Below are 15,780 nucleotides of genomic sequence, written 5' to 3' on the forward strand. Positions count from 1 at the left end.
AATGAAGCAATTTGAAATTTTAGGAAAAAAAGATACCCGTTCAGGTTTTGGTGAAGGGTTATTAGAAATCGGTCGCAAAAATCCGGACGTTGTCGCATTATGCGCAGATTTGACCGGATCTCTTAAAATGGATGCCTTCTTAAAAGAATTTCCCGATCGTTTCTTCCAGGCTGGAATTGCTGAAGCGAATATGATTGGAATGGCTGCCGGGATGACTATCGGAGGTAAGATCCCGTACACCGGTACTTTCGCCAATTTCTCTACTGGCCGGGTATACGACCAGATTCGTCAGTCAGTAGCGTATTCTCAAAAGAACGTGAAGATTTGTGCTTCTCATGCCGGTTTGACATTAGGAGAAGATGGTGCAACTCACCAAATATTGGAAGATATCGGGATGATGCGTATGCTTCCTCACATGACAGTGATCGTTCCTTGTGATTTTAATCAGACAAAACAGGCTACAATGGCAATTGCAGATCATATCGGACCGGTTTATCTGCGTTTCGGAAGACCTGTCGTTCCGATTTTCGTTCAGCCGGATGCCAAATTCACTATTGGTAAAGCGGATTTACTAATCGAAGGAACCGATGTTACGATCATTGCCTGCGGACATTTGGTATGGAAATCAATTGAAGCGGCACAACAATTAGCAGAACAGGGAATCAGTGCAGAAGTAATTAATATGCATACGATTAAACCTTTGGACGAAAAAGCAATCCTAGATTCAGTTGGTAAAACCAAATGTGTGGTTACTGCAGAAGAACACATGTTAAATGGAGGTTTGGGTGATGCCGTTGCACAAGTGCTTTCGAGATACATGCCTTTACCCCAGGAATATGTTGGAGTAAACGATACTTTTGGTGAATCGGGAACACCTGACGAACTAATGGTAAAATATGGTTTGGATACTCCAAATATTGTTGAAGCAGTTAAAAAAGTTTTAAAACGAAAATAATACATGAGTCAAATTCCCGATGAAAATATTATCATTTCTTATTTTCATCGGGATGATGCTTTAGCCTATACCGCGTTTACATGGATTGTTGATCTTCACAGTAAGCGCCTTTACACTACAATTCGCCGCTGGGTCAATAACCACGAGATCACCAACGACATTATCCAGGAAGTTTTCATAAAGGTTTGGAATAACCGGAAGCAATTTCAAGGCAATAGCGCCCTGTTTTCATGGATTTACCGGATCGCCTACAATGAAACCATCCATTTTCTCAAAAAAGAAAACAAACACCGCACTCTCAATATCGATGAGCCGGCTGTTTCATTTTCTCATCAATCGGAACATTACGGTAAACTGACTTCGGAAGAAATTTCAAAATTACTTTTTGAAGCGATCAACACTTTACCTGAAAAGCAACGCATGGTTTTTGAATACAAGTATTTTCAGGATTTGAAATACGAAGAAATTGCCAAATTGACCGGCGGTTCGGTAGGCGGATTGAAGGCCAATTATTTTCATGCAGTGGGAAAGATCGAAGAATTTTTAAAAGGGAAATTAAACCATTGAATAACAAAGTAATCCTAGAGTTATGAATCCGGAAAAGAGACATATTATTGATGATTTAAAGGTTGCGCCTGTTCAAATGCCTTCTGATTCCTATTTTGAAGATTTGAAAAAAAACATCCTGAAGGAGATCGGAAATGATCGTCTGAATAAGAACGAAAAAACACGAATTATTCCCATGTACAAGCGCTGGTACGTTTGGGGATCTGCTGCAGCAATTCTTGCCTTTGCCATTCTTCTTTTCCGCAACAATACCAATCCTTCAACAGATTCTGAACCAGTCAATTTTTCTTCGGTCAGTGATGAAGAGATTTATCAGTATCTCAGTGAAAATATTGAAGATCTGGATACCGAAACGATCGCACTTCATTTAAGTGACGAAGCGGTAGCACAAAACGAAACATCTGAAAATGTTGAAGCACCCAAACAGACGATTTCTTCGGGGGTAACTTTACTGGACAACATAAAGGATGAAGAAATTTTGGATTACCTGGATGATGAATCCGGTGAATTGGATGAATATTTACTGATAGAAAGTTAAAACCGATCCGTTACAGTGGGTCTAAAAAAGAAAAATATGAAATTGATACATAAATTAGCATGGACAATCCTCCCAATCCTGTTTGCAGCAAATACGTTTGCTCAGGGACCCGGTGATGACAAAGAAAAGGATGATAAAATTGAAGCTTTAAAAGTTGGATTTATCACCCAGGAATTGAGTTTATCTTCTACAGAAGCCGAAAAATTCTGGCCTGTCTACAACGAAATGGAAGCGAAAATGAAAGAAATTCGCCAAAGTGCCCGTAAGATCAACCAGGAATTGAGAGAATCGGAAGAAAAGATCACCAACGACGATGCAAAGAAAAAACTCAATACGCTTTTCGAGAACGATCAGAAAGAACTGGATCTGAAAAAAGAGTACAGTGAGAAATTTATTAAGATCATCGGTGAAAAAAGAACCTTAAAACTCTTAAGTTTGGAACATGAATTCAGACGGGTTCTCCTTGAGCGCTTAAAAGACCGCAGGGATGGACCGCCGCCGCATGACAAAAGACATCATGGAAAACCGTAAAGAAGACTTTTTAAAGCATTTAGGACAAACAAATCCCTTCCCCTATTTAATTGATGTTGAATCGGCGGAAGGGATTTTCATTTATGATAAATCAGGAAAACGCTACACCGATATGATCTCAGGTGTTTCCGTAAGTAATATTGGAAATCGGCATCCGCAAGTCATCAAACGCATCCGGGAACAATTGGACAAATATCTGCATGTGATGGTTTACGGTGAATTTATCCAGGATTCTTCCCTGGAGATGGCCCGTTTGCTGCGTAAATTCCTTCCGGAAGAATTGAATTGTGTTTATCCGGTAAATTCAGGTACTGAAGCCAATGAAGCTGCATTAAAACTGGTAAAACGCGTTACAGGACGAACTCAGTTGATCGCGTTCAAGGGTTCTTATCATGGAAACACACATGGCTCTTTGAGTGTTTCGGCAAACGAGATCAAGAAAACTCCATTCCGCCCCTTATTGCCTGATGTAGATTTTATTCGATTGAATGAAACAGGCGATCTTCAGCGAATTACCACAAGAACTGCAGGAGTGATCCTGGAAACAGTTCAAGGTGATGCCGGAGTTAGAAAAGCATCGGATGAGTTTCTGAAAGCCCTTCGCAAACGATGTGATGAAGTTGGAGCGCTTTTGATCTTCGACGAAATTCAATGTGGTATGGGAAGAACCGGTAAAATGTTCGCTTTTGAACACAGTGGAGTAATTCCGGATGTGTTGACACTGGGAAAAGCGTTAGGAGGCGGATTGCCGATAGGAGCATTTATTTCAAAGCACGAGACCATGAACCAGTTGAGCCATTCACCTATGCTGGGACACATCACAACATTCGGAGGGAATCCGGTAATTAATGCGGCAGCCTGGGGAACGCTGGAAGTATTTGAATCCGAAATTGATTTTTCCGAAGTTGAAAGACTTGGAAGTTTGCTTGAAAGCTATTTAAGTGAAATTGATGAAATCTTTGAAATCCGGAGAGAAGGAATGATGTTTGCCTGTGACATGGAAAGTGATGAACGCGTTGCAAAAGTGGTCGAGCGCTTGTTGGAACTGGGGGTAATTAGCTTCTGGTTTCTTTCCCACCCTTACAGTTTCAGGCTTTCACCACCCTTGAATATTACCGAAGAGCAAATTCACGAGGTTGGGAAATTAATACAGCAGGCGGTCAGAGAGACTAATTCCTAATTACGAGTGCCCAATTACGAATTAATTCAACAATTGAATCAAATCCCCGAATTCGTAATTCGCAAATACGATTTCCCCAAATTCAGCGTTAAACCAAACAAATGCTTTACCATGAAAGGGATTTTCGTCCTGTTTTTATTGATTAATATTCATCTCAATGCTCAAACCTGGGCTCCTGTTAGTTCGGTTCCAAGTGCCGGAAGAGACGATGGACTTGCCTTTGCATTAAACGGTTTTGGGTATATTGTAACCGGGTACCTAAACGGATTCACTGAAAGCAACAAATTATTCCAATACGATCCAAACGCTGATTCATGGAACGAAAAAGCCGCTTTTCCCGGAACCGCCAGACAATATTCCGCTGTTTTTACGCTAAACAATAAGGCCTATGTAATCGGCGGTTATTCCGAATCGAGCCAAGCTCTGAAGGATGTGTGGGCATACGATGGTTTCACCAATAACTGGACACAGCTGAATGATTTTCCGGGAGTTGCACGCTGGCATGCAACAGCCCTTCACATTCAAAACCAGGCTTATTTCGGGATGGGAACTTCTCCGGATTCAACACTTGCCGATTTTTGGAAATACAACCCGGATTCAGATTCATGGACCAGGCTTTCCGATTATCCGGCCGGACCCAATCGAAGTGTATTGGGTTTCCCGCTTTTAAACGAGGGAATTTTCGGTGAAGGATTTGATGTCAATCCCATTGCCTATGAAGGATCCTGGCATTCTTATAATCCCGGGACTGAAACCTGGACAGAGATCCCTCCTCTTCCTGCCGGCTTACGCTCTTACGGCATGGCTGTCAGCAATGAGTTCAGTGCGATTGTTTGCGGTGGAATGGACGAAAACAGTATCTTTAAAAATGAATGTTATTACCTCGATTACACCAAAACTTGGAAATCAATAGCAGCCCTTCCTCCAAACGGATTGAGAGGCGCAAAAGGCTTTGCCTTAAACAGTAAGTTCTTTCTTGGAACAGGAATCAACGATAATTACGTTCGTGTTTCGGATTTTTACCAACTTCAAGTTCCCACCGTAACTGTTCAGGAAACACTCCTTTTCCCAAACCCTAGTAAAGATTACTTTAACCTGATCTCAGAACCGCAGGCGAAAGTTTCCGTGTACACCGTTGGCGGACAACTTGTTCAAACTTTAAAAACCAATGATGCCGGATTTTTGGAAATCAAACAACTTCAGGTAGGTTTATACATCTGTCTCATTGAAGGGAAAAACACCACAGAAATCAAGAAGATTGCCAAATTATAACAGGTTAAAAGTTCCAAAATGTTCAGATAAAGAACTTCGTGTTTAATGAGATTGATCGGGCTCTTTGAACTTTTAAGCTTTTTAAACTTTTGATCCGGGTTAGGATTAGTTCTTTCCATTCTCAGTGACTATCTTTGTTAAGAAATTCACTTGGTATGCGGTTTCAGCCGATTAAGCAATTTAACACCATTCTTCAGCAAGAATATCTTGAGCCCACAATCAGTTGGTCTATCCGTGTAGTTCTTGCCTTGAATGTTCCCTTAATTGTTTTCCCGATTTTCCTTGGATTTTCATACCACATTATCTGGTCCGCTTTTGCAGCTTACATGCTCACCCTGATCGATTACAGGGGGTCTCACTACAAAAAAATGATCATACAGCTGGTCGAAGCGATCCTTATTTTAATTGCAGCGATCCTCGGAATGAATATCGGTGATTCGGTTATTCTTTCCGTTATCGGAATGTTGGTCATTGGGGTCTTCGCTGCTTTGATCCGGAACTGGAGTGACTATGGTTCCACCATTGGTGTGGGAGTCGGATTCTTTTATCTTTTCGGAATCTCCAATCCCACAACATTCCCGGAATCGTTGGTTTATGGCAAGTATATCATTTTCGGAGCACTCTGGGCTATTGCCATTATTTTCCTCTCCTTTCCATTCTCTGCATCAAATCCCTTAAGACGTTCTGTTGCTACAATTTGGAAAAGAAATACCGATTACCTCGATGCGATCATTCAGCAATTCCTGGATCCGGAGACAAAAGCAGATTTGCTGGAGATCACCGCAAAAGAAATTGAAATTCGCACCGCCATCGATAAGTCCATTGAACTTTTTAACCGGAGAAAGGAAAATTCGAGCTTCAAAGCCGAACATTACGACCAGATGATCGAGATCCGGAAATCAGCTGCCTATTTTGGTGCCAGTATTAAACTGATCCACGAAGAATTGGAAGCGATTAAGAACGAACCCGTTCTGTTACAAAACCATTCCATTTTGTACAAAACCCTTTCGGCACTCTCGCAAGCTTCTGCCCGACTCTCGATCGTTATTTTCACCTTCCGGGGAGAAGATCTGACAATGGCAAAAGTGCGTATCAAGCGTTTTGAGATTGCTGCCGGAATCCTGAAGCAAAACCTGCAGCAACAAGACTTATCCGAAGATCATAAATTGGTGTTGAACCAGTTTATTGTCAGTCTGAACCAGTGTCAGCAATTCATGGAAACCACTATACAGCTGATGAATCAAAAGTTGAATTTCAAGCGCAGCAATTATTTTGAGAATTATAAATTATCATTCAACCACTTCATTGCAGGCTTGCAGCCACGGATTTTATTTCAAATCGTCCGCGAAATTTTCAATTTTGATTCCCAGCAATTCAAATATGCGCTCCGGGTTGGCCTCGGGCTGGCTCTTTCTGTCTTTATATTTAAATTCTTTAAAATTGATCACGGTCATTGGATCGCCCTGACCCTGCTCATCGTTATTCAGCCTTATTACGGAGCAACCCGGAAAAAAGGTTTTGAACGGATCATTGGAACTGTTGCCGGAATTGTAATCGGCGGTGCAATCATGTTGCTTCCGATCAAGCACGAAACCTTCGTGATAATCCTCATTTTCATTTCATTCTTTGTTGCCTATTACCTGAGGAATAATTACAAGGTCGGAGTGTTTTTCGTCACCATTATGCTGGTTGTAATGATGCAGCTTTCCAAGCAGGGTTCCTGGGATTTGATCTGGTGGCGCGTTCTTTCTACCCTGATCGGTTCCGCATTAGCAATTCTCATCAGTTTTGCGTTTTGGCCCATGTGGGAGAAACAGCGCTTCCCTGCTCTACTGAATAGTTCATTTAACCAGAATCTCTTCTTTTTGAACCAGGTGATCCTGAGTTACCAGAAAAAACTTCCTCCAGGAATTACCTGGCATAAGAGCCGTCGCCTGAGCGAGGCAGCTAATAACAATTTATTTGCCTGCATTCAGCGGATGTATGAAGAACCTCAGGCACATCAGCGGCAAATCGATGTTCACTTTGCCAAGGTTGGTTCCAATATCCGGATTTCCCGTGAGATCACCAGTTTGGCCTTTGCATTGGAAAAGGAAACATCGGGAAAATTGACCCCGGTTCTGAACGAGTACATCGAACTGATCCAAATTATTTTTTACCAGCATATTCAGCGGGAAAAGGAAATTGATTTCAAACCCATCAAAGCCATCCTCCAGGATCCGGTCTTCGAAGAAAGCGAGCAGCTCCAAGCTATCCAGGGAGATCTGGAGAAAATTGTCTTCGAATTGGAAGCATTGAAAGCGTTTAGAGGGTAACAAAAAATCCTCCCTTGAGAAGAGAAAGCACTGCTTTTGAAGAACGAAGGGAAAGACAAAGGAGGGTGGCTAAAATCTGTACACTTACCACCTCCCTTAATCCCTCCTCAAGGAGGGAAACTGAAAACTATTTCTTACAAACTGTCCAAAAAATCCAATAAAACCACATGCAGTTTATCCAGCTCTTCTTCCGAGATGCAATATGGCGGATTTAAATACAGTACATTTCCAAGGGGACGAATCAGGCATCCCTTTTCCAGGAAAAAATCGTATGCTTTGTCGCGAATCGAAGAAAAGTAATTGTTTCCTTCCCCGGTTTCTACTTCAAAACGCAAAATAGTACCGCACAAACCGATCTCTTTTACTTTCGGATGAGTTTTCAAAGCCTCGATAAAATAGCGGTGGCGCTCTTCGATCCATTCGATTGAATCCCAGGTTTCCGGCTGCTCAAACAAATCCAGGCTTGCGTTCGCAACTGCACAGGCAAGCGCGCTTCCGGTAAACGAATGTCCGTGAAGTAAGGCTTTTGCTGTTTCCGGGTGAAGAAAGGCATTGTAGATCTCATCTGTTGCCACGGTCAAACCCAAAGGAAGAATGCCGCCTGTCAAACCTTTCGACAAACAAATGATATCGGGTTCTTGTGTACAAAAATTATGGGCGAACAATTTCCCCGTTCTTCCCCAGGCAGTCATTACTTCATCAAAAATGACCAGTGCATTGTATTTTTTAGCCAACGAAACAAAGGCATCCAACCAGTTGGAATCATACATCCGCATTCCGGCAGATCCCTGCACCAATGGCTCCACAATAACAGCCGCCACTTCACCCGTTTTTAGAATTTGTTCCGCCTGGATCAATGCCCGGCCGCGTGCTTCATTTGCCGGGAAATCAATGAAATCCACATCAAAGAACAAATGTTCGAAAGGTTTATTGAAAGTACCGCGCTGACCGATTGACATAGCACCGAAAGTATCTCCGTGATAAGCTCCATCCAATGCAATCACCCGCCTTTTTGATTCGTTTTTATTGAACCAATACTGGAAAGCCATTTTCAATGCCACTTCCACAGCAGTTGAACCGTCATCGGAGAAGAATACTTTTTCCAGTTTATCCGGAAGCAGGGAGCTTATACGGTCTGCCAGTTTAATAGCTTGCGGATGTGTAGCTCCGGCAAATATTACATGATCCAGCTGTGAAAACTGCTCATTGAGCGCCTGCCCCAAATACGGGTGACTGTGTCCATGCACATTTACCCACCAGGAAGAGTTCGCGTCTATATATGTTTTTCCGTTCGAATCAATAAGGGTGGTCGCTTCAGCTCTCACAATGTGCAAGGGATCTTTAGCCGTTTGCATTTGCGTGAATGGGTGCCAAACGTGTTTTTTGTCTTTTTCTAAGCTTGTTGCTCTATCCATAATTTGGCTGCATGTTGTATGCTTTCTTTTGAAAATTCGTTCAATTCCGGAATCGTGGTAATTTGCAGATCTGAAAAATGGCTTTGGTAAATACGTTCAGAAGCTTCATTCCGTTCACCGTTAACGATCAATCCTGCTATGGGAATTTCGCGCGACATCAATGCATTCAATGTCAATAAAGTATGATTGATACTTCCCAGGTAATGTTTCGTCACCACGTAAACAGGAAGTTCCCATAATTGAAACAGGTCGATATAACAAAGTCCTTCATCATTCAGCGGAACCATTACTCCTCCCGCACCTTCAATGATGGTTTGTTTTGAAAACCGGGGTAAATCGAATTGATCCTCCGTCAATTCAATTCCGTCCAATCGTGCTGCTTCATGCGGAGAAAGTGCATGATTCAATAATATATTCGCAGGTAAAACACTTGTTTGGGATGTATAGGAACGAACAAAATCACTGTCCAGTGCATTCAGATCTCCAGCCTGAATCGGTTTCCAGTAATCCGCTTTCAAGGCTTCGCAAAGAACAGCGCTCACCACTGTTTTTCCTACTTCCGTTCCGATTCCTGTAACTACAAATGAGTTCATCTTCGTTTTCCTTTCGGTGTATTTTTTTGAATGAAAATCTAGGTCGGAATGCTGGTGATCACCCATTTCCCGTCTATCAAGCGTACTTCAGCGGTATCGATTCCTCCATCTTTTCTTCCGTCCGGGCCGGTTATTTCGAAATAGACTCTCACCATAAATCGATTCGTCGAAGTTTGCGTCTTGCTTACTAAATGAAAGGTAGTAATCGTCCAGACTTCTTCATATCTTTTCAATTTGCTTTGCAGTCGTTCCGTTCTCTCTTCAGGAAGCGGAACCACTTTTTCCCATTCTTTATCTTTTCGGATCTGAGAAGCATAAAAATAGTTCACTACAGATTCCAGAGTATTTTCATAAGTGGAAAAAGTCGCAGCATTCTTCACATCGATTACCGGAGCATTCTCTATTTTCTCCCAAACACGTTCCTCAGGCTCAGTTTGGGAAAAAGAAACGCACGAAAAAATCAGAAACGGTATTATCAGCAGTATTTTCATAATGAATTCTTTACAGACAATTTAATGATTTTATAGCAGTTTATCTCAATTCTGCACCCAATTGTTTTTCCAGCTCGGTTCGGATCGAATTCATAATTCCATCCACTTGGGTATCTTTCAATGTCTGCTCCGAATCCTGGAACGTAAATGAAACTGCATAAGATTTCTTGCCCTCAGCCAGGTTTTTCCCTTCGTAAACGTCGAACAAACCAACTTTTTGAAGAATTTTCTTATCCACCTTTTTAGCTATTTGCTCAATTTCAGAAAAACGGACTTTCGAATCCAGAAGCAAAGAGAAATCGCGACGAACCTCAAATGTTTTCGGTAATTCTTTGTATTGAACTTTTACCAGTTTCAATGAATCCAAAATTGCATCCCAATCCAGGTCTGCAACGAAAACGTCTTGCTTCACTCCAAAATGCTTCTTCACTTTTGCATTGGCCCAGCCTACCGTTCCAACCACATTTTTCAGGATGCGGATCTGATAACCGTCTGCCAAAACTTCCTGATCAGACAGGCTCTCTTCCTGGATGAAAGATGCCAAACCTAAACGTTCGAATACATTTAAAACAACACCTTTCAACGTAAACAAGGTAGATTTCCCCTGTGTTAAAGCCCAGGATTCGTCCTGCTTATTTCCGGTCATTAAAACCAATAGACGTTTATTCTCCGAGTAAATATCATTTTCGAATGAATAGGTTTTACCAAATTCAAACAAACGCAAATCCGGGTTTTGGCGGTTTTGATTATGCGCAACTGTTTCCATTCCCTGGAACAGCAAACTTTGACGCATCACAGCCAGATCCTGGCTCAGCGGGTTGAGCATTCTTACTGCCTTCGCAAGCGGGAATTGATTTCCTCCCAGTTTTTCAGCGTATTGCGGACTTGTTAAAGAATTGTTCATCATTTCATTGAATCCCATTCCAGCTAAAACTTCCGCCAAATTCACTCCCAAACGTTCGAGGTCCGGTTTTTCACTGACAACCAAAGAGGTATTCAATTTTTCCGGTAGCGGGATCAGGTTGAAACCATAAATACGCAATACTTCTTCGATCACATCAATTTCACGATCCACATCCACCCGGTAATTCGGAACAGAAAGCTCCAAACCATCGTCAGTGGAAGACAAAATCTCAAAATCAAGAGAAGTTAAAATATCCCGGATGATATGCTTTTCAATTTCATGTCCTAAGATCTGATTGATCCGTGAATAGCGAAGAGTCACTTTGCGTTCTTGAACCGGATTAGGATACAGGTCCACTACCTCCATTCCAACTTTCCCACCTGCAAGTTGCTGAATCAATTCCACGGCTCTTCCCAAAGCATACGGAATCAGGTCAACATCCACACCCCGTTCGAAACGGAAACTTGCATCAGTAGACAAGCCATGTCTTTTGGCAGTTTTACGCACGGACACAGGCTGAAAGTATGCTGCTTCCAGGAATACTTCCGTTGTGGAATCAGAAATTCCGGAGTGATTTCCTCCGAAAACACCGGCGATGCACATGGCTTCCTTTTCGTTTGCAATAATCAGGTCTTCTTCGTTCAGTTCGCGCTCCACACCATCCAGTGTGATCATCTTTTCACCTGCTCTGGCTGTTCGGACCACAACTTTCCCTTTGACTACCGAAGCATCGAAAGCGTGCAATGGTGTTCCCAACTCTCGCATCACGTAATTGGTTACGTCCACCACGTTATTAATCGGAGATAAACCAACAGCTCTAAGCCTGTTCTGCAGCCAGGACGGAGAAGCTTTCACTGTCACCCCGCTCAAGGTAATTCCCATATAACGCGGACATTTCTCTAAATCTTCTACTGAAACCGAAACAGGCAGATTAGCCTCCTTCACAGCTTTCTTTATTTCTTTTAACTGAAGTCTTGCATTACTTCCTTCATGACAAGCCATATAAGCAAGTACATCACGGGCCACACCAATGTGTCCCATTGCATCAGCCCTGTTTGGCGTTAAGCCAATTTCAATCTGAACATCGCTTTCCAATTCCAGGTACTCAGCAGCGGGCATTCCTACTCTTGCATCCGGATCCAAAACCAGGATTCCATCGTGGCTTGTCCCCAAACCCAATTCATCTTCGGCACAAAGCATCCCGTGCGATTCCACATCCCGAATTTTGGAAACCTTCATCTTCAAAGCTTCATCCGGTTTCGGATAGAGAACAGCTCCAACCTGCGCCAGGATCACTTTTTGTCCGACAGCTACATTGGGTGCACCACAAACAACCTGGAGAATTTCTTTTCCATTGTTTACTTTGGTCACTTTCAGACGGTCAGCATTCGGATGCTGCTCACATTCAATCACTTCCGCAACTACAACACCCTGCAAGCCACCCTTTACGCTTTCAATTGTCTCAAACCCTTCGACCTCAAGACCTGTATCTGTTAAAAGCTGATCTAATTCTTCGGGAGATTTGTGAACCGGTAAAAACTCGTGTAACCAAGCAGATGAAATTTTCATTGTTGTAATTTTTTCGAAGCTCAAATTTAAGAAAAAGCAAAGAAAACGAGGTTTAATTTGACATAAAAGCATTAAATTCGTTCACACTGATGATTGGATGAAATCCCTTACGATACAAATTTTATTTCTATTCGCTGTTTCTGCCGCTTTCGGACAGGGAAATGCCACAATTAGCGGCTATATCAATGAAGAGAGTTCGGGAGAACCAATTATCGGCGGACAGGTATTTGTTCCGGGACTTCAGAAAGGAACTTCAAGCAATGAATTTGGGTTTTACTCACTAACACTTCCCAAAGGAACATATGAAATCGTTTATCGCGGTGGAGGTTTCCCTAATGATACCATCCGTATTAACCTGGTAAACGATACTGTTATTCGTGCAGAATTAAGTGAAGCGATTCAAATAGACGGAGTCGAGATCAATGCAAAAAAATCAGACAATGTCAATTCTACCAAGATCGGACAAATCGAACTGGATATCAATCTTATTAAAAAACTCCCCGCTTTTCTTGGAGAAGTGGACGTCATAAAAATCATCCAGTTACTTCCCGGAGTATCTTCGGTGAGTGAAGGCGGACAGGGATTTTACGTCCGTGGGGGCGGTCCCGACCAAAACCTTGTATTGCTGGATAATGCACAGGTTTACAATGCTTCCCATTTATTCGGATTCTTTTCGGTTTTCAATTCCGATGCAGTAAAAAGTGTCAACCTGATAAAAGGAAGCATGCCCGCAAGTTACGGCGGAAGGCTTTCATCCGTACTGGAAGTAAACATGAATGAAGGAAACAATAAGAAATTCAAGGTTACCGGCGGACTGGGGCTGATCTCTTCCCGTCTTACTTTTGAAGGACCGATTGTAAAAGACAAAGGTTCATTTATTGTTTCTGCCCGAAGAACCTATATTGATGTATTCATGAAAGCATTTTCAAAGAAATCGAGTGCTTTTTATGGCTCAAGTTATTATTTCTACGATCTCAATGCCAAACTGAATTACCGCCTGGGTCCAAAAGACAAGATCTATTTAAGCGGGTACTACGGAAAGGATCTCTTCAATTTCGGGAATAAAGACGAAGATTTCAGTGTGAAAATGCCCTGGGGGAATGGAATTGCCGCGCTCAGATGGAACCATCAGTTTAACAGCAAATTATTCATGAACACCACCGCTACAATGACTGATTATCTTTTCAGTTTCGGTTCCCAACAGGATAAATTTAAATTCGAGCTGAAATCCGGGATCCGCGATTACGGCGGGAAAATTGAATTATCCTACTTTCCAAACACACGGCATTCGATTAAGATGGGAGCAGATTACCTGTATCACATCTTTACTCCTACCAGTGTTTCCGCTTCGCAGGAGGATGTGGTTTTCGACACGGGTTTAGCTCAGAAGTTATTCAGTCACGAATCCGGGGTGTATGTCCAGGATGAAGTTGACATTACTTCCTGGTTACGTGTGAATGCGGGAATACGGGTGAGCATGTATCAATTCACAGGTCCTTTTACCCGTTATTACAAAAGCTTTTCGGGATATACCGATTCCACCAAAACATATCGAAAAGGAGAAATTATCCAGTCGTATTTTGGAATCGAACCCAGAATTTCTGCGCGCTTCCTTTTGAAAGATAAAAGCTCTATCAAGGCAGGTTTTACTTACAACAATCAATATGTGCACCTGGCAAGTTTGAGTGCAGTTTCACTTCCGACTGACATCTGGTACCCGAGTACAGACAAAGCACGTCCGCAAAAAGGCTGGCAGGCAAGTTTGGGGTATTTCAGGAATTTCAATAACAACAAATGGGAAACTTCCGTGGAGCTTTACTACAAGAAAATGCTGAATATCATCGAGTTCAAACAAGGAGCTTTACCCGCAGACAACGTCAATGACAATACAGACAATTTGCTTGTTTACGGAGTTGGATGGAGTTACGGGGCAGAATTCTTCATTAAGCGAACCTTCGGAAAACTTACCGGATGGATCGGGTACACGCTTGCGCGCTCTGACCGTTACTTCCAGGATATTCAAAGCACAAAGTATCCCGCGAAATATGACCGGAGACACGATCTGACTCTTGTCGGTACTTACGAACTGAACAAACGCTGGACTTTTGGATTTTCCTTCATTTATGCTTCCGGAAACACCTTAACACTTCCAAACAGCTGGTATTTCAACAACCAGGATCTGCTGTTCGAATACGGATCAAGAAATTCCACGAGAATGGCTCCTTATCACCGTTTGGATCTGTCTGCAACCTGGTATGACAAACCAACAAAAACAAAAATCGACAAAAAAACTGGTGAAAAGACAGAGGTCGTTAAACGATTCAGACAAAACCTGGCTTTCTCGATCTACAATGTTTATAACCGGGCGAATCCTTATTTTTTGTATATTGATAACGAAGGAAGTATTACTTCCAACGATTTTAAAATATCCGTAAAACAAGTTTCATTATTTCCAATTTTACCAAGTATAACATGGAATTTCGAATTTTAATTGCATTCTTCAGTTTGACCCTGGTCCTTGCAGCTTGTACCAAGGAAGTAAAGATCGATATTCCGGGTTTTGAAGAAAAAGTAGTCATTGATGGACGGATCGAAACAGGCATGCCTCCTATCGTATTGATTTCCAAAACGCAGAATATCTATTCACCGACAACTTTGGATGCTTTTTTAAACAGCTTCCAGTCGGGAGCTATTGTAACTGTTTCCGATGGCACAACCACCGTGGTTTTAGACGAAATTTGCTCTGATAATCTTCCCCCGGGAACAGAAGCCATGGCAGCCGCATTATTTGGCATTCCGGAAGAAGAACTGGAAAATTATCATTTATGCGCTTATTCTACTTTCAATCCTGCTATTTGGGGACAAGTCGGAAAAACCTATTCCCTAAAAGTTCAGTTAAACGGGGAAATCTTCCTTTCCAGCACCCAGATAGTAAATCCTACCCCACTTGATTCAGTATACTGGAAACAAGATCCGGGAGCAAATCCGGGGCATGGCTATTCCTGGGCAAAACTGACAGATCCGCCGGGATTCGATGCATACCTGTGGCAGGTAAAACGAATCAATATGGTAAACGGTCAGACTAAAGACCCTAACTTTAAAACGACTTTCAGCCCGGTATTCAACGATGAATTTTTCAATGGACAATCATTTGACTTCTCTTATGAAAATCCTTTTACCTGGGATGATGAAACAGTAGAAGACGATGATAAAGGGTATTACAAGCAGGGAGATTCCGTAGTTATCAAATTCTCAAAGATTGACGCAAATGTGTTCGATTTTTTAGAAAAGAAATACATGCAACTTGGAACCGCAGGAAATCCGTTTGCCTCACCGACGACCATTCCTACAAATATTCAAGGTGGTGCGATTGGCGTTTGGGCAGGATACTCACCATCGTTTGACACTTTATATTGCGTTCCTTAAAGTTCAAAGGGTTGAAAAGGTTCA

Annotated in this window: 13 protein-coding genes; 9 read left to right on the plus strand and 4 right to left on the minus strand. The window is 42.2% G+C overall.

Translation table 11 applies throughout. The features are described 5' to 3' along the window. Position 1 precedes the first annotated feature (1 nt). From K0S23_RS03870 to K0S23_RS03900, 7 genes are all read left to right on the plus strand, one after another. On the plus strand, positions 2 to 955 hold the full coding sequence (locus K0S23_RS03870; RefSeq protein WP_300354515.1) for a transketolase family protein: 954 nt from the start codon (positions 2 to 4) through the stop codon (positions 953 to 955). A gap of 3 nt (positions 956 to 958) precedes the next feature. Further along, positions 959 to 1,522 carry an RNA polymerase sigma factor gene (locus K0S23_RS03875; RefSeq protein WP_300354518.1) on the plus strand — a complete coding sequence of 188 codons (564 nt, stop codon included), beginning with the start codon at positions 959 to 961 and terminating at the stop codon, positions 1,520 to 1,522. A gap of 22 nt (positions 1,523 to 1,544) precedes the next feature. Continuing rightward, complete coding sequence (locus K0S23_RS03880; protein ID WP_300354521.1) at positions 1,545 to 2,060, plus strand: hypothetical protein; 516 nt, start codon at positions 1,545 to 1,547, stop codon at positions 2,058 to 2,060. A 36-nt stretch (positions 2,061 to 2,096) separates the two neighbouring features. After that, positions 2,097 to 2,591: a sensor of ECF-type sigma factor gene (locus tag K0S23_RS03885; RefSeq protein WP_300354524.1), complete on the plus strand. Its 495-nt coding sequence runs from the start codon at positions 2,097 to 2,099 to the stop codon at positions 2,589 to 2,591. After that, the gene (locus tag K0S23_RS03890) at positions 2,578 to 3,771 is read left to right on the plus strand and encodes an aminotransferase class III-fold pyridoxal phosphate-dependent enzyme (protein WP_300354527.1); all 1,194 of its coding nucleotides are present in this window, start codon (positions 2,578 to 2,580) and stop codon (positions 3,769 to 3,771) included. Before K0S23_RS03885 ends, K0S23_RS03890 begins: the two co-directional genes overlap by 14 nt. 111 nt (positions 3,772 to 3,882) lie before the next feature. Further along, a complete protein-coding gene (locus K0S23_RS03895) occupies positions 3,883 to 5,043 on the plus strand; it encodes a kelch repeat-containing protein (RefSeq protein ID WP_300354529.1) in 1,161 nt (386 codons plus the stop codon). A 155-nt stretch (positions 5,044 to 5,198) separates the two neighbouring features. Next, entirely contained in the window at positions 5,199 to 7,358 is a 2,160-nt protein-coding gene (locus tag K0S23_RS03900; protein WP_300354531.1) for an FUSC family protein, read from the plus strand. Positions 7,359 to 7,492: 134 nt separating this feature from the next. Here K0S23_RS03900 and bioA read toward each other — a convergent pair whose 3' ends face one another. Genes bioA through pheT form a run of 4 tightly spaced genes read right to left on the minus strand, consistent with a single transcriptional unit; the run spans position 7,493 to position 12,330 of the window. Next, on the minus strand, positions 7,493 to 8,773 hold the full coding sequence (gene bioA / locus K0S23_RS03905) for an adenosylmethionine--8-amino-7-oxononanoate transaminase (RefSeq protein WP_300354534.1): 1,281 nt from the start codon (positions 8,771 to 8,773) through the stop codon (positions 7,493 to 7,495). Further along, positions 8,752 to 9,366, minus strand: coding sequence for a dethiobiotin synthase (gene bioD, locus K0S23_RS03910; RefSeq protein ID WP_300354537.1), 615 nt, complete (start codon positions 9,364 to 9,366; stop codon positions 8,752 to 8,754). The genes bioA and bioD overlap by 22 nt, the downstream gene beginning before the upstream one ends. A gap of 38 nt (positions 9,367 to 9,404) precedes the next feature. Further along, a complete protein-coding gene (locus K0S23_RS03915; protein WP_300354540.1) occupies positions 9,405 to 9,857 on the minus strand; it encodes a hypothetical protein in 453 nt (150 codons plus the stop codon). A 40-nt stretch (positions 9,858 to 9,897) separates the two neighbouring features. Beyond that, the gene (gene pheT, locus K0S23_RS03920) at positions 9,898 to 12,330 is read right to left on the minus strand and encodes a phenylalanine--tRNA ligase subunit beta (RefSeq protein ID WP_300354543.1); all 2,433 of its coding nucleotides are present in this window, start codon (positions 12,328 to 12,330) and stop codon (positions 9,898 to 9,900) included. Between the two features lie 97 nt (positions 12,331 to 12,427). On the opposite strand from pheT, the gene K0S23_RS03925 reads away from it, so the two are divergent. Then, the gene (locus tag K0S23_RS03925; protein WP_300354546.1) at positions 12,428 to 14,821 is read left to right on the plus strand and encodes a TonB-dependent receptor; all 2,394 of its coding nucleotides are present in this window, start codon (positions 12,428 to 12,430) and stop codon (positions 14,819 to 14,821) included. Continuing rightward, complete coding sequence (locus K0S23_RS03930) at positions 14,803 to 15,756, plus strand: DUF4249 domain-containing protein (RefSeq protein ID WP_300354549.1); 954 nt, start codon at positions 14,803 to 14,805, stop codon at positions 15,754 to 15,756. The genes K0S23_RS03925 and K0S23_RS03930 overlap by 19 nt, the downstream gene beginning before the upstream one ends. Positions 15,757 to 15,780: the final 24 nt, after the last annotated feature.

Origin of the sequence: Fluviicola sp. (assembly GCF_029266855.1) — a bacterium.
Classification (GTDB): Bacteria; Bacteroidota; Bacteroidia; order Flavobacteriales_D; family Crocinitomicaceae; genus Fluviicola.

Coding starts and splice junctions, on each gene's coding strand:
- K0S23_RS03870 (WP_300354515.1), top strand. CDS start 2: ATGAAGCAATTTGAAATTTTAGGAAAAAAAGATACCCGTTCAGGTTTT.
- K0S23_RS03875 (WP_300354518.1), top strand. CDS start 959: ATGAGTCAAATTCCCGATGAAAATATTATCATTTCTTATTTTCATCGG.
- K0S23_RS03880 (WP_300354521.1), top strand. CDS start 1,545: ATGAATCCGGAAAAGAGACATATTATTGATGATTTAAAGGTTGCGCCT.
- K0S23_RS03885 (WP_300354524.1), top strand. CDS start 2,097: ATGAAATTGATACATAAATTAGCATGGACAATCCTCCCAATCCTGTTT.
- K0S23_RS03890 (WP_300354527.1), top strand. CDS start 2,578: ATGGAAAACCGTAAAGAAGACTTTTTAAAGCATTTAGGACAAACAAAT.
- K0S23_RS03895 (WP_300354529.1), top strand. CDS start 3,883: ATGAAAGGGATTTTCGTCCTGTTTTTATTGATTAATATTCATCTCAAT.
- K0S23_RS03900 (WP_300354531.1), top strand. CDS start 5,199: ATGCGGTTTCAGCCGATTAAGCAATTTAACACCATTCTTCAGCAAGAA.
- bioA (WP_300354534.1), bottom strand. CDS start 8,773: ATGGATAGAGCAACAAGCTTAGAAAAAGACAAAAAACACGTTTGGCAC.
- bioD (WP_300354537.1), bottom strand. CDS start 9,366: ATGAACTCATTTGTAGTTACAGGAATCGGAACGGAAGTAGGAAAAACA.
- K0S23_RS03915 (WP_300354540.1), bottom strand. CDS start 9,857: ATGAAAATACTGCTGATAATACCGTTTCTGATTTTTTCGTGCGTTTCT.
- pheT (WP_300354543.1), bottom strand. CDS start 12,330: ATGAAAATTTCATCTGCTTGGTTACACGAGTTTTTACCGGTTCACAAA.
- K0S23_RS03925 (WP_300354546.1), top strand. CDS start 12,428: ATGAAATCCCTTACGATACAAATTTTATTTCTATTCGCTGTTTCTGCC.
- K0S23_RS03930 (WP_300354549.1), top strand. CDS start 14,803: ATGGAATTTCGAATTTTAATTGCATTCTTCAGTTTGACCCTGGTCCTT.